Origin of the sequence: Microbacterium sp. UNCCL10 (assembly GCF_000746195.1) — a bacterium.
In the GTDB taxonomy this organism is placed as follows: Bacteria; Actinomycetota; Actinomycetes; order Actinomycetales; family Microbacteriaceae; genus Microbacterium; species Microbacterium saccharophilum.
The window spans coordinates 19,045-31,756 of record NZ_JQKT01000007.1 but is presented as its reverse complement, the minus strand read 5'-3'; the positions used below and the strand labels follow the sequence as shown (position 1 = coordinate 31,756).

Below are 12,712 nucleotides of genomic sequence, written 5' to 3'. Positions count from 1 at the left end.
GCAGCATGACGACGGTCGCGACGGGACGGATGCCGCAGCGCGCGGCGCCGCCGATCGCCCACGGTCGCCCGATCGAGACCGAATACCGGCCGCGGACGCCCATCGACGCGGCCCGCGCGATCCGCTACCAGCAGCGCGGCGCCCACGACCCGAGCCAGACCACCCATGCCGGCGTCATCTGGCGCGCGACCCGCACCCCGCAGGGCATCGCGACCCTCGCCATCCGCGTCGAGCGCGGCCGCGTCCGCGGAGCCGCCTGGGGTCCCGGGGCGGCGTGGACCCTCGAGCAGCTCCCCCGCCTGTGCGGAGCGGACGACGATCCGGAGGGGTTCGACGCGTCGCGGCATCCGCTCGTCGCGGAGACGCACCGGCGCCACCCGGGCCTGCGCATCGGCGGCACCGACCTCGTCTTCGACGCGCTCGCGAGCTCGATCTTCGAGCAGAAGGTCACCGGGCTGCAGGCGTTCGGCGCGTGGCGGGCGATCCTCACCTGGTTCGGCGAACGCGCACCGGGCCCGACGCCGAGGCCCATGTTCGCCCCGCCGGCGCAGTGGCACCTCATCCCGAGCTGGGCATGGCATCGCGCGGGCCTCGAGCCCCCGCAGTCGCGCACCGTCGTGGAGGCGGCCCGGCGGCGCGCGTCGATCGAACGCGCCGCCGCCGCGGCGCACGACGGAGACGCCCGCGACCGGCTGTTCATGAGCCTGCGCGGCGTGGGCATCTGGACGAGCGCGGAGACCCGCATCCGCACGTGGGGCGACCCGGATGCCGTCAGCGTCGGCGACTACCACGTGGCCCACGAGGTCGGCTACGCCCTCACGGGCCACCGCGTCGACGACGACGGCATGCTCGAACTCCTCGAGCCGTGGCGCGGACAGCGGCAGCGCGTCATCCGGCTGCTCGAGCTCAGCGGTGCGCGCGAACCGCGCCGCGGGCCGCGTCTGCACCCGGAGGATCATCGGGGCCGCTGACACCCGTTGCGGGATGTCGGCGGTGCGCGCCACACTGGCGGCATCACCGCTGGAGAGGACAGCCGATGGACCTCAACCCGTACATCTCGTTCCAGAACACGGCGCGCGAGGCGCTGGAGTTCTACCAGTCCGTGCTGGGCGGCGAGCTTACGCTCAACGATTTCAGTGCATACCCCGACATGGGCGTCGACCCGTCGGAGACGCATCTCATCATGCACGGGCAGCTCACGACCGAGGACGGCATGACGCTGATGGCAGCGGACAGCCCGACCGGGATGCCGTATACGGCGCCGGCCGGGATCTCCGTCTCGCTCAGCGGCGACGACGCCGAGCGCCTGCAGCGCGCGTGGGACGGACTGTCCGATGGCGGCACCGTCGTGATGCCCTACGAGGAGCCGCCGTGGGGCGGTCGGTTCGGGATGCTGACCGACCGGTTCGGCGTCGACTGGATGGTGGCGCTGAACGCATGACGGAGGTCGAACGGTGAGGATCGCCGTCGCCGGCGCGACCGGCACCGTCGGGCGGCATATCGTCGCCGCCGTCCAAGCGCAGGGCGACGAGGTGATCCCTGTCACCCGGAGTGCCGGCATCGACCTGCTGACGAGAGCGGGCCTGGAGCGGGCGCTGGACGGGGTGGATGCCGTCGTCGACGCCGTGAACGTCAGCACCCTGTCCGCGGAGAAGGCCGCCGAGTTCTTCGCCACGGCGACGGGCAACCTCGGCTCCGCCGCGCGAGCGGCGGGGGTCGCCCACGTCGTGCTTCTGTCCATCGTCGGCATCGACCGCAACCCGCACGGGTACTACGCCGGCAAGGTCGCGCAGGAACGCGCCCTCATCGAAAGCGGCGCGCCGGCGACGATCGTCCGGGCGACCCAGTTCCACGAGTTCGCGGCACAGATCGCCGGCCGCGCGAGGATCGGCCCGCTGCCCCTCGCGCCCACGGGCCGGGTGCAGCCGATCGCCGCGGCGGAGGTCGGCATCCATCTCGCCCGTACGGCCACCCAGCCGCCCCACGGCCTCGCGCCGGACCTCGCCGGCCCGCGCGAGGAAGCGCTCGACGACATGGTGCGCCGGTGGTGGTCGCACGCGCACGGCCGCCGCGGCTGGATCCCGTCGATCGCGCTGCCGGGCGCGCAGATGAAGGGCATGCGGGCAGGTCTCAACCTGCCCGGCCCGGACGCCGTGCTCGGAACGCAGACCTTCGACGAGTGGTTGTCAGCCCAGTAGCTCGGGGCGCTCGAACTCCGCGCCGTCGATGTGCTGGGCGAGGAACGCGAACACCGTCTCGTACCAGACCTTCGCGTGCGGGGGCTTGAGCACCCAGTGGTTCTCGTCGGGGTAGTAGAGGAACCGGTGCGGGATCGTCCCGTCCTCGGCGGCGAAGTGCTCGTTGAGCTCCGACCACAGCCGCAGGCTCTCCCCGATCGGCACGCGGTAATCGCGGTCGCCGTGGATGACGAGCAGCGGAGTACGGATGTCCTTCACGAAGCGGTGTGGCGAGTTCTCGACCATCCCCTCGGCGGTGAAGATCCGCTGCCAGTAGGAGGAGTCGTCCGTCGTGCCGTTGAACTGGTCGAGGGCCCACAGGCTCGCGTGCGTGACGATGGCGCGGAAGCGGTCGGTGTGCCCGGCGACCCAGTTCGCCATGTAGCCGCCGAACGATCCGCCCATCGCGGCCGTGCGCGTCTCGTCGATCTCCGGCCGCGCGACGACGGCATCCGTGATCGTCATCAGGTCGGTGTAGGGCTTGCCGCCCCACGCGTTCCAGCCGCGCGCGATGAACTCGAGACCGTAGCCGGTCGACAGTGCGGGGTCGGGAAGCAGCACGGCGTACCCGCGCGCGGCGGCCAGCTGCGGGTTCCAGCGCCAGCTCCACGCGTTCCAGCTGTTCAGCGGTCCGCCGTGGATCCACAGCAGGAACGGCGCCGGGTTCTCGGCGCTCGCGCCCGGCGGCAGGAGGAGCCAGCCGCGCACGCGCGCGCCGTCGCCGGCCGTCGCGTCGACGTCGGTCATGGTGCCCGGCACCGCGGGGAGGGCCACGGGGCTGACCAGGGGCACCGCCGTGCCGTCGCGGGCGACGCGGACGGCGTGCGGGGGCGTCATCCAGTTCGACCGCAGCGCGACGATCTCGCCGGTGGATGCCACGACGTCGACGTCGGTGTAGGTGAAGTCGTCGCGGGTGAGCTGCTCGACGGGGCCGCCGTCCACGGGCACCCGGAAGATGGGGCCGCGGCCGTCCTGGTCCGCCGTGACGATGAGCGCGGTGTCGTCGCGGTCGAACCGGATGCTGGTGGGCCAGCGGTCCCACCCGTCCGCGATGCGACGGGCCCCGGAGCCGTCGATCCCCGCGACCCACAGTTCCTGGTCTGCCGGGGCGGACGGGTCGCCCATCGCCGCGCGGACGAAGGCGAGCGTCGCGCCGTCGTGGCTGATGACGGGGTGCTCGAAGTACGTGTCGGCCTCGTCGAACAGCACCGTCCGGTCACCGCTCGCGGTGTCGATCGCGACGAGCCGGTACCGGCCCTCGCGGCCCTGGGCGGTGCGCAGCGCCGCCACGAGTGTCTTCCCGTCCGGCGTGAGCGCCGTCCCGGCATCCTCCGCGCCGCGCCCGGTGACGAGTGTCCGGGGACGCGGCAGGCTTTCCGGGTACGGCGTCACGGCATCCTGGTCGTCGCCCTGGGCGGCATCCTCGGGCTGGTCCACGAGCACGGCGATCGTGTCGGCGAAGCCGGTGAGGTCGAGGGTGTGCAGCGCGGGCGCGGCCGGGCCGAGGTCGTGGTCCCAGTACCTGACGGGGTAGGCGTCGTGCAGGATCGCGGAGACCTTGAGCTTCTTCCGCGCGGCGCGCAGCCGGGCGTCGGCTTCGATGCTGTCGGCGGAAGGCAAGAGCGGGGCGCCCAGCACGAGCACGTCGGCGCCTTCGGCCGCGGTGACGCCGGCGACGCCGCCCGCGAGGCGGGTGACGGGGCGCGCCTCACCGCCGGCGGCGGGCAGCAGCCACAGCTGCGCCTGCTCGGCGTCCTCCTCGGCTTCGGTGTCGGGGCGCGCCGACACGAAGAGGATGTCGCCGCGAGCGGTGAACGCGGCCCCGGTCTCACCCTTCGCCGAGCGGGTAAGGCGGACGGGCACGCCGTCGCCATCGACCGGGACCTCCCACAGCGACCGCTCGTAGGCGGTCTTGTCCTTGCCGAGCGTCGCGACCGTCAGCACGGCGCGCGTGCCGTCCGGCGACAGCGCGAGCGCCTCGATGCGGGGCTGGGAGAGGTAGTCGTCCAGGGAGTGGAAGGGGGTCGTCGCCATGGCATCCACGCTAGCGGCCGCTCACATCTCCTCATGGGTATCGGGGTCGCCGTCCCACAGCCGGCCGCGTTCCAGCCCGCTGATCGCGGCGACCTCGTCGTCGCTGAGCTCGAACCCGAACACGTCGGCGTTCTCGATCTGGCGCGCCGGGTCGGCGGACTTCGGGATCGGAGTCGAGCCCAGCTGCGTGTGCCAGCGCAGCACGACCTGCGTCGGGGTCACCCCGCGTGCCGCGGCGATGTCGGCGATGACCGGCTCGGTCAGCAGTTCGCTGCGCCGCGCGAGCGGGCTCCAGCTCTCGGTGCGGATGCCGTGCTCGGCGTGGAAGGCACGCAGGTGCGCCTGCGGGAAGTACGGGTGCAGCTCGACCTGGTTGACCGCCGGCGTCACCCCCGTCTCGTCGATGAGGCGCGTCAGCATCGCAGCGGTGAAGTTCGAGACGCCCACCGAGCCGACCTTGCCCTCGTCGCGCAGCGCGAGCATCGCGCGATAGGTGGAGACGTACTTGTCGATCCGGGGGTTCGGCCAGTGGATGAGGTAGAGGTCGATGCGGTCCAGCCCGAGGCGCTGGAGGGAGCCCTGGGCGCTGCGGATCGTCTCGTCGAAGCCGTGGTCGCGACCGGGGACCTTCGTCGTGACGATGAGGTCGTCGCGGATGCCGGTGCGTCGCACCGCCTCGCCGACCTCGGTCTCGTTCCGGTAGTTCACGGCGGAGTCGAGGAGCCGATAGCCGCTCTCGACGGCGACGGCGATGGCGTCGACGCCTTCCGGGCCGGTCAGCTTGTAGGTGCCGAGCCCGAGCTGGGGGAACGGGGTGCCGTCGTTGAGGGTGACCGTGGGAATCGTGACCATGCGCCCACGCTACGCCTCGTCAGGCGATGAGCGCCTCGATGGCCGTGAGCACCCCGTGGTCGGCGTTGGAGGGCGCGCGATGCCGTGCCACGGCCACGATGTCCGGGTGCGCCTCGGCCATCGCGTACGACCAGTCCGCGGCCTGGAGGAGTTCCAGGTCGTTGAGGTAGTCGCCGAACGCGGCCGTCTGCGCGGGTGTCACGCCGAGCGCCCGCTGCAGGCTCTGCAGTGCGAGACCCTTGTTCACGCCCCGGTTCATGATGTCGACCCAGTGCAGGCCCGAGACGACGACCTGGTGCGTGGTCCGCAGGTCGGCGAGCGCGGGAGCCGTGTGGGTCTCGCCGCCGTCGGCGTCGTAGACGGCGACCTTGAGGATCTGATCGTCGACCGCGAGCAGGTCGTCGACGACCTCGAGGGCGGCGTAGTACTTCTCGGTCTCGGCCCGGAACTCCGCGTCGGCGCCCTCGATGTAGGCGGAGCGCTTGCCGCACACGACGACGCCCAGGTTCGCGCCGGCCGCGGCGAGCGCGCGCAGCCGGGTGATGAGGGATGCCGTGAAGGCCGGGTCCATCGCATCCGAGCTGATCTCCTCGTCGCCGCGGACGACATACGCGCCGTTCTCGGCGATGTAGTCCAGCTCCGCATCCACGCCCGCGAACATCCGCTGCAGCGTCGCGAGCTGGCGGCCGCTCGCGGGGGCGAACGCGATCCCGCGATCGTGCAGCCGGTCGAGCAGCGCCCACAGGGGCGCGGGGATCGCGCCGCCCGGCTCGAGGAGGGTGCCGTCCATGTCGACGGCGATGAGGCGGATGTCGGGAGTGCTCACGCCTCCATCGTCTCAGGCCCGGGCTGGGGGTTATCCCGAACCGAGGTCTCCGGATGCCTCCGCTGTGCCGGCGCACGCCGCGTCCTACCTTGGTGACATGACCACCCCAGCGACATCCCAGACCCCGGCCGCGCCGGCGCGGTCGCGGCGCATCCGCCCCCTCATCCACCTCGGCGCGCTCGCGCAGCTCGCCGCCCTCGGCATCGTCGGCACCGCGCTGTTCACGGTGCTGATCACCTTCCTGAGCCTCGGCGTGAGCCTCCTCGTCGCCGCCGGCATCGGCCTGCTGTTCCTCATCGCGTTCGTCTACCTGCTGTGGGCGACCGGATGGCTCGAGTACGAGCGCGTCGACGGCCTGTACGGATACGGACTCCCGCCCCTCCGGGCGCGGCGCAGCGGCGTCCCCGGATTCGGCGGCTGGCTGCGCACACTGTGGCAGCAGTTCATCGACGGCCCGATGTGGCGCGGTGTCGCGAGCGCCGCGATCTCCACCGTGCTGGGGCTCGTCGTCCTCCCGGCCGTCGCGTGGCTCGTCGGCAGCGTCGTCCTGCTGTTCGCCCCGCTCACCGGGGCCGACACCGCCCGCATCCCCGCCACCGGCATCGACGTCGGCGCCGAATGGGCGCTGCCCGTCGGCATCCTCGGCATCATCGTCTCCGCCGCGCTGCTGCTCGGCATCGCCCTGCTGCACGCCGTCCTCACCCGCGCGATCCTCGTGCCCTCGCGGGAGGCGCTGCTCGCCGAGCAGGCGCGCACCGCCGGCGTCCAGCGCGCCGGGGCCGTCCGGGCCAGCGAGGTGGAGCGCACCCGCATCGAGCGCGACCTGCACGACGGCGTCCAGCCGCGGCTCGTGTCCGTCGGGATGACGCTGGGCCTCGCCCAGCAGAAGATCGACAGCGACCCCGTCGCCGCGAAGGCGCTCATCGACGAGGCGCACACCTCGACGAAGGCCGCCATCACCGAGCTCCGGCAGCTGGCCCGCGGCATCCACGCGTCCGTGCTGGATGACCGGGGACTGGATGCCGCCCTCTCCGCCCTCGCCGCCCGGTCGCACGTGCCCGTGCACCTCGACGTCCGCGTCGACGGACGGTGCAGCGCGACGGCCGAGGCGGCCGTGTACTTCGCGATCGCCGAGTCGCTCACCAACGCCGCGAAGCATTCGCGGGCGACCGACTGCCGCGTCGTCGTCCGGCGTCGCGACGACGGGACCCTGTGGGCCCGCGTCGAGGACAACGGCGTCGGCAGCGCCCGGGTCCTCCCCGGCGGCGGCCTCGACGGCATCACCAACCGCATCCTCGCCGCCGGCGGCACGGCCCGGCTCGACAGCCCGGCCGGCGGCCCGACGTCCCTGGAGGTGAGCGTCCCGTGCGCATCCTGATCTGCGAAGACTCCGCCCTGCTGCGCGAAGGACTCGTGCGCGTGCTGGAGGATGCCGGCCACTCCGTGGTCGCGGCTCTTCCCGACGCCCGCGATCTCGTCGCCGTCGTGGGCGAGACAGCCCCGGAGCTCTGCATCCTCGATGTCCGGCTGCCGCCGACGTTCACCGACGAGGGCATCCGCGCCGCGCTCGCACTGCGCGCCGAGCACCCGGCACTGCCGGTGCTGGTGCTCAGCCAGTACGTGGAGGAGCGGTACGCGAGCGACCTCATCACGGGGCAGGGCGCGGCCCTCGGCTACCTGCTGAAGGACCGGGTCGCGGACGTCCGGGACTTCCTGGCCTCGATCGAGCGGATCGGGGCAGGGGCCACCGTCCTCGACCCCGAGGTCGTGGCGCAGCTGCTGACACGGCGGGCCCGCGACGAGCGGATGGCGCGGCTCACCGACCGCGAGCGCACCGTCCTCGCCCTGATCGCCGAGGGCAAGAGCAACCAGGCGATCGCCCAGACCCTGTTCATCTCCGAGGCGAGTGTCGAAAAGCACATCACCTCCCTCTTCCCGAAGCTCGGCCTCGAACAGGACGAGCACGGCAACCGGCGCGTCCTGGCGGCGCTGGTCCACCTCGAGCACGGCGGCACTCAGCCGCAGAACGGAGCACTCCGATGAGCACCACCCTCACTCCCCCGCCCGCATCCGCACCCCAGGCGCCGCCCCCGGCCGAGCCGCGCGGCTCCTCCCGGGTCATCGCGATCCTCGCGATCGCCCTGGGCGCGGCCCTCATCCTCGGGACGATCGTCATGTCGATCATCGGCGGCATCCGCTCCGCCGCGGTGCGCACCGAGTCGCTCAGCGCCGACGCCGCCGGCGTCACGGCCCTGGACATCGACGTGGCGGCATCCGAGTTCCGGATCGCCTACGGCGGGTCGGAGGCCTCACTCTCGGTCACGGGCGGCAGCGGCACGAGCGACTGGCGCCTCGAGCGGACGGGCGACACGCTCGTCGTGTCGTCCGACCGCGGCTGGTTCCGCGGCTGGGGCTGGTTCCGCGGCGAGGAGCGCGCGGTGCTCACGCTGCCGGAGCGCCTCGCCACGACCGCCGTCGACGCCTCGTTCGACGTGGGCGCGGGATCGCTCCGCGCCGACGGCACCTACGGGACGCTCGAGCTCGACCTCGGCGCGGGCTCGATCGACGTGAGCGGCACGGCCGAGCAGCTGGATGCCGACGTCTCGGCGGGGCGCGTGTCCGTCGACCTGCGCGAGGTCCGTGCCGGAACGGTGCAGGTGAGCGCCGGCGAGCTCGTCGGCTCGGTGGACGGCGACGTCGACGAGCTGAACCTCGACGTCAGCGCCGGACGGATCGACCTCGAGGTTCCCGACGTCCGGTACGCCATCACCTCGGACGTCTCGGCCGGCGACTTCACCCACGACCTGACGACCGACCCCGGCGCGGATCGCCGCATCGACGTCAGCGTGTCGGCCGGCGGCGTGACGCTGCACGGCGCCCGCTGACCCCGGCCCCAGGGGCGCCCCAGATCCGTCCGGGGCGCCCCTTTCCGCGCGTGGTCCAGGGCCCTGCGGTCGGCTGCGCGTCGCTGTGAAGGACACCGCGCCGGGATTCTTCCGCGCCTAATGGCGGGTCCGGCCGCGGCGCACCCGCGCTTCGGCGCCGGCGAACGTCACCGCCCGATGTGATCCGCGCCGAATGGTGGGTCGCGCGCCCACGCACCCGCACTTCGGCGCGGGTCATGCCCCGGCGCGGCAGGCCTCAGCCCAGGCGCTCCTGCAGCCAGCCGAGGATCGCGACGGCCTGGTCGTACTGGAAGGCGCGCAGGGTGGGGATGCCGGGCACGTCGGGCTCCTGCGAGACGGCGAGGAAGTGCCCGGCGATGCCGATGAGCACCCGGTCGGCATCGAGCGCCGGCATCCCCGCGAAGACCGGATGCTCCGCGACGACGGCCTCGACATCCGCCTCGGGGTCGAGATACCGCACGTTGAAGAGCAGGGTCAGCGCGTCGAGCCAGCCGGCGCCGCGCGCGGCCCACGGCCAATCGATCAGCACGACCGAGCCGTCCGGGCGGAGAAGGACGTTGTCGGCGCGGACGTCGTGGTGCACAAGACGGTCGCCGGCCACGGCATCCGGCATCCGCAGCCCCTCGTCACGCAGCCACGGCAGGCGCTCGGCGACCCAGCCGGGGAGCGTGGCCGGCAGGGACGGCACACGATCGATCCTCGACCATCCCGACCCGTAATGCCCTGCCACGGTGGCCATGTCGACGATCGCCTCGGCGGCGGGCACGGGCCGCTCAGCCACAGAGCCCAGCGCGCCGAGTACCGCGACCAGCTCGTCCCGCACCCAGGGGGTGTGCGGATGCCGCGCCTCGACGTCCTCGAGGATGAGGGCGATGCGGTCACCGTGATCCACGACACCCAGGAAGCGCGGCGCCGGGATCTCCGGCGGCAGGAGTGCGCTGATCGCGGCCTCCCGGCGATGGATGCCGACGACGTCGGGGTTGACGGCATCCGTCCCGGTCTTCACGAACGCGCGCCGCCCGTCGGCCAGACGGACCCGATCCGCGCTCCCCGGCGAGAAGCCGCCGGGCTGGGACTCCGCCGCGACGACCGGCGCGCCCAGGAGAGCCTCGACGTCCGCGCGCAGGCCGGCGTCGACCTCCGCCCATGCCTGTCGCCTCGTCGCCATCCCCTCACCTTCGCACAGCGCCCGCTGACCGCGGGCGCGCGGGCGCAGCGCGAAACTCATCCGCGCCGAATCGGGGCACCGGGATTCGCCCGCGCCGAATGGCGGGTCACACGTCCGCACACCCACACTTCGGCGCGGATGAAGCGCGGACGAGGCGCGACACCGACGCTGCCCCGACCCAGCGACCCCCGACCGCACTCGACCCACAACCCCGATTCACACGGCCGCGGGCACATGTGCGCGCGCACCCGGAGGACTACCGTGGACGGGTGACCACTCCCATCGACGCCACCACCACGAACGCCTGGGCCGAACTCTCCGCCCACAAGAGCGGGTTCACCCCCGACCTGCGCGGCTGGTTCGCCGCCGACCCCGGCCGCGTCGAACGGCTCACGTTCGACCTCGCCGACCTGCGCGTCGACCTGTCGAAGAACCTCGTGGACGACGGCATCCTCGCCTCCCTCGTCGCCCTCGCCGAGCAGACCGGCGTCGCCGAGCGCTACGCCGCGATGCTGTCCGGCGAGAAGATCAACACGACCGAGAACCGCGCCGTGCTGCACACCGCCCTGCGCCGCCCCGCGGGGGCGACTCCCGCGCTGCACGTCGATGGCCAGGACATCGACCACGACGTCCAGGAGGTGCTCGGGGCGATGGGCGCGTTCGCCGAGCGCGTCCGCTCCGGCGAGTGGACCGGCGTCACCGGCAAGAAGGTCGAGACCGTCGTCAACATCGGCATCGGCGGCTCCGACCTCGGACCCGTCATGATCTACGAGGCGCTCCTGCCGTACGCGGACGCCGGCATCGAGGCGCGCTTCGTCTCCAACATCGACCCGTTCGATCTGGCCGACACGACGAAGGATCTCGACCCCGAGACGACGCTGTTCATCGTCGCGTCCAAGACCTTCACGACGCTCGAGACCCTGACCAACGCGCGCCTCGCGCGCGACTGGCTGTGGGCGGGTCTGCAGTCCGCGGGCGCGATCGACGGGTCGGACGAGCAGAAGACGGATGCTGTCGCCCACCACTTCGTCGCGGTCTCCACGGCCCTGGACAAGGTCGCCGCATTCGGCATCGACACCGCCAACGCGTTCGGCTTCTGGGACTGGGTGGGCGGCCGCTACTCCGTCGACTCGGCGATCGGCCTGTCCCTCGTCATCACGCTGGGACCGGATGCGTTCCGGGAGCTCCTCGCCGGGTTCCACGCCGTCGACGAGCACGTGGCATCCACCCCGCTCGCCGAGAACGTGCCTGTTCTCATGGGGCTGCTCAACGTCTGGTACACGAACTTCCTCGGTGCGCAGTCGCACGCCGTGCTCCCCTACGCACAGCAGCTGCACCGCTTCGCGGCGTATCTGCAGCAGCTCACGATGGAGTCCAACGGCAAGTCGGTGCGCTGGGACGGTTCGCCCGTCACGACCGACACCGGCGAGGTCTTCTGGGGCGAGCCCGGCACAAACGGCCAGCACGCGTTCTACCAGCTCATCCACCAGGGGACGCGCCTCATCCCCGCGGACTTCATCGCGTTCGTGAACCCGGCCTACCCGCTCGCCGACGACGGCCGCGACGTGCACGGCCTCTTCCTCGCGAACTTCCTCGCGCAGACGAAGGCGCTCGCGTTCGGCAAAACGGCGGAGGAGGTCGAGGCCGAGGGCACGACCGGCCCGCTCGTCGCGGCGCGCACGTTCGCCGGCAACCGGCCGACGACGTCGATCTTCGCGCCCGCGCTCACGCCGCGGGTGCTGGGCGAGCTCGTCGCGCTGTACGAGCACATCACCTTCACGCAGGGCGTCATCTGGGGCATCAACTCGTTCGACCAGTGGGGCGTCGAGCTCGGCAAGCAGCTCGCGCTGCAGATCGCGCCGGCGATCGAAGGCGATGAGGATGCCGTCGCGGCGCAGGATGCCTCGACGAAGGCGCTGCTGGACTACTACCGCGCGCACCGCGTCTGACCCGGACGGGGCCGATCAGCGCAGCTGCAGGGTGTTCCAGGCTCCCGGCTCGTCGAGCTCGCCGTAGACGACCTCGGCGCCGTCCGCCGATACGGACGCGGCGCAGACGAGGAGGGAGAGGGTCGGGTAGCCGAACGGCCGGTTGTCGCGGATGATCGCCCGGTCATCGGTCGGCCCCAGTGCCGTGGTCTGCTCGAGCGTCGCGAGCCACGGCGCCCACCAGCGCTCACCGTCGCCGGGCTCGCCGAACGCCTCCCGCCACGCCGCGATGCGCGCGGTGGCGGGGTCGTCGACGTCGTCATGCGCGATCATGTGCGTCCCGGGGGCGAGGCGCACCCGGCGGACGGTGGCACCGTCCCACATCGTCACCCGGGCGCCCGCCTGGTCGACCTCCACGAGGTTGAAGCCGTGCGTGTGCGGCGGGTCGTCGAGTGCCGTGCCGCCCACGGCATCCAGCACGACGTGCCCGCGCGAGGACAGCTCCACCCCTTCGGGTACATCGACATCCGCGCGATTCAGGATGACCGCGACCCGCCCGGCGGCCGGGTCCGCAGCGAGCCACGCGCCGCCGGCACGGGAGTCGCGGACGCCGAGGACACCGGGATGCGCCTCCGGCCACCACGGCCCGAGGGGATCCCAGGCACGGCCCGGGTCTTCATCCCGGACGGCGAGCAGGCGCGTGGGCGCACCGGCATCCTCGGGAACGTGGATGATGACGGTGCACATCCGCTCGCCCTTCC

At 72.6% G+C, this 12,712-nt stretch carries 12 protein-coding genes; 7 read left to right on the top strand and 5 right to left on the bottom strand.

All coding sequences use genetic code 11. From position 1 onward, the window contains the following. Positions 1–5: 5 nt before the first annotated feature. The 3 genes from BR85_RS00305 to BR85_RS00295 all read left to right on the top strand — a co-directional run bounded on the left by BR85_RS00305 (position 6) and on the right by BR85_RS00295 (position 2,198). The gene (locus tag BR85_RS00305) at positions 6–971 is read left to right on the top strand and encodes a DNA-3-methyladenine glycosylase family protein (RefSeq protein ID WP_231478721.1); all 966 of its coding nucleotides are present in this window, start codon (positions 6–8) and stop codon (positions 969–971) included. Between the two features lie 65 nt (positions 972–1,036). Continuing rightward, complete coding sequence (locus tag BR85_RS00300) at positions 1,037–1,441, top strand: VOC family protein (protein ID WP_028497007.1); 405 nt, start codon at positions 1,037–1,039, stop codon at positions 1,439–1,441. A 13-nt stretch (positions 1,442–1,454) separates the two neighbouring features. Further along, positions 1,455–2,198: an SDR family oxidoreductase gene (locus BR85_RS00295; RefSeq protein ID WP_028497008.1), complete on the top strand. Its 744-nt coding sequence runs from the start codon at positions 1,455–1,457 to the stop codon at positions 2,196–2,198. Here BR85_RS00295 and BR85_RS00290 read toward each other — a convergent pair. From BR85_RS00290 to BR85_RS00280, 3 genes are read right to left on the bottom strand one after another with little or no spacing between them, the layout of a single operon-like run. Next, entirely contained in the window at positions 2,187–4,271 is a 2,085-nt protein-coding gene (locus tag BR85_RS00290) for a S9 family peptidase (RefSeq protein ID WP_028497009.1), read from the bottom strand. The genes BR85_RS00295 and BR85_RS00290 overlap by 12 nt on opposite strands. Positions 4,272–4,292: 21 nt before the next feature. Continuing rightward, complete coding sequence (locus BR85_RS00285) at positions 4,293–5,123, bottom strand: aldo/keto reductase (RefSeq protein WP_028497010.1); 831 nt, start codon at positions 5,121–5,123, stop codon at positions 4,293–4,295. A gap of 19 nt (positions 5,124–5,142) precedes the next feature. Continuing rightward, the gene (locus BR85_RS00280; RefSeq protein ID WP_028497011.1) at positions 5,143–5,949 is read right to left on the bottom strand and encodes a Cof-type HAD-IIB family hydrolase; all 807 of its coding nucleotides are present in this window, start codon (positions 5,947–5,949) and stop codon (positions 5,143–5,145) included. Between the two features lie 97 nt (positions 5,950–6,046). Here BR85_RS00280 and BR85_RS00275 point away from each other — a divergent pair, with 97 nt between their 5' ends. The 3 genes from BR85_RS00275 to BR85_RS00265 are packed head-to-tail and all read left to right on the top strand — an operon-like array spanning position 6,047 to position 8,834. Beyond that, the gene (locus BR85_RS00275; RefSeq protein WP_028497012.1) at positions 6,047–7,327 is read left to right on the top strand and encodes a sensor histidine kinase; all 1,281 of its coding nucleotides are present in this window, start codon (positions 6,047–6,049) and stop codon (positions 7,325–7,327) included. After that, positions 7,315–7,992 carry a LuxR C-terminal-related transcriptional regulator gene (locus BR85_RS00270; RefSeq protein WP_028497013.1) on the top strand — a complete coding sequence of 226 codons (678 nt, stop codon included), beginning with the start codon at positions 7,315–7,317 and terminating at the stop codon, positions 7,990–7,992. Before BR85_RS00275 ends, BR85_RS00270 begins: the two co-directional genes overlap by 13 nt. After that, positions 7,989–8,834, top strand: a complete 846-nt coding sequence (locus BR85_RS00265) for a DUF4097 family beta strand repeat-containing protein (RefSeq protein ID WP_028497014.1) — start codon at positions 7,989–7,991, stop codon at positions 8,832–8,834. The genes BR85_RS00270 and BR85_RS00265 overlap by 4 nt, the downstream gene beginning before the upstream one ends. 256 nt (positions 8,835–9,090) lie before the next feature. Here BR85_RS00265 and BR85_RS00260 read toward each other — a convergent pair whose 3' ends face one another. Further along, complete coding sequence (locus tag BR85_RS00260) at positions 9,091–10,023, bottom strand: protein kinase family protein (protein WP_028497015.1); 933 nt, start codon at positions 10,021–10,023, stop codon at positions 9,091–9,093. A gap of 269 nt (positions 10,024–10,292) precedes the next feature. Here BR85_RS00260 and pgi point away from each other — a divergent pair, with 269 nt between their 5' ends. After that, the gene (gene pgi / locus BR85_RS00255; protein WP_028497016.1) at positions 10,293–11,972 is read left to right on the top strand and encodes a glucose-6-phosphate isomerase; all 1,680 of its coding nucleotides are present in this window, start codon (positions 10,293–10,295) and stop codon (positions 11,970–11,972) included. A 15-nt stretch (positions 11,973–11,987) separates the two neighbouring features. Here pgi and BR85_RS00250 read toward each other — a convergent pair whose 3' ends face one another. Further along, positions 11,988–12,698: an NRDE family protein gene (locus BR85_RS00250; protein ID WP_028497017.1), complete on the bottom strand. Its 711-nt coding sequence runs from the start codon at positions 12,696–12,698 to the stop codon at positions 11,988–11,990. Positions 12,699–12,712 lie beyond the last annotated feature (14 nt).

What these genes read in the sequence shown, in the direction of transcription:
- BR85_RS00285 (WP_028497010.1), bottom strand. Translation starts at nt 5,123, where the DNA reads ATGGTCACGATTCCCACGGTCACCCTCAACGACGGCACCCCGTTCCCC.
- BR85_RS00260 (WP_028497015.1), bottom strand. Translation starts at nt 10,023, where the DNA reads ATGGCGACGAGGCGACAGGCATGGGCGGAGGTCGACGCCGGCCTGCGC.
- BR85_RS00265 (WP_028497014.1), top strand. Translation starts at nt 7,989, where the DNA reads ATGAGCACCACCCTCACTCCCCCGCCCGCATCCGCACCCCAGGCGCCG.
- BR85_RS00300 (WP_028497007.1), top strand. Translation starts at nt 1,037, where the DNA reads ATGGACCTCAACCCGTACATCTCGTTCCAGAACACGGCGCGCGAGGCG.
- BR85_RS00275 (WP_028497012.1), top strand. Translation starts at nt 6,047, where the DNA reads ATGACCACCCCAGCGACATCCCAGACCCCGGCCGCGCCGGCGCGGTCG.
- BR85_RS00250 (WP_028497017.1), bottom strand. Translation starts at nt 12,698, where the DNA reads ATGTGCACCGTCATCATCCACGTTCCCGAGGATGCCGGTGCGCCCACG.
- BR85_RS00305 (WP_231478721.1), top strand. Translation starts at nt 6, where the DNA reads ATGACGACGGTCGCGACGGGACGGATGCCGCAGCGCGCGGCGCCGCCG.
- BR85_RS00290 (WP_028497009.1), bottom strand. Translation starts at nt 4,271, where the DNA reads ATGGCGACGACCCCCTTCCACTCCCTGGACGACTACCTCTCCCAGCCC.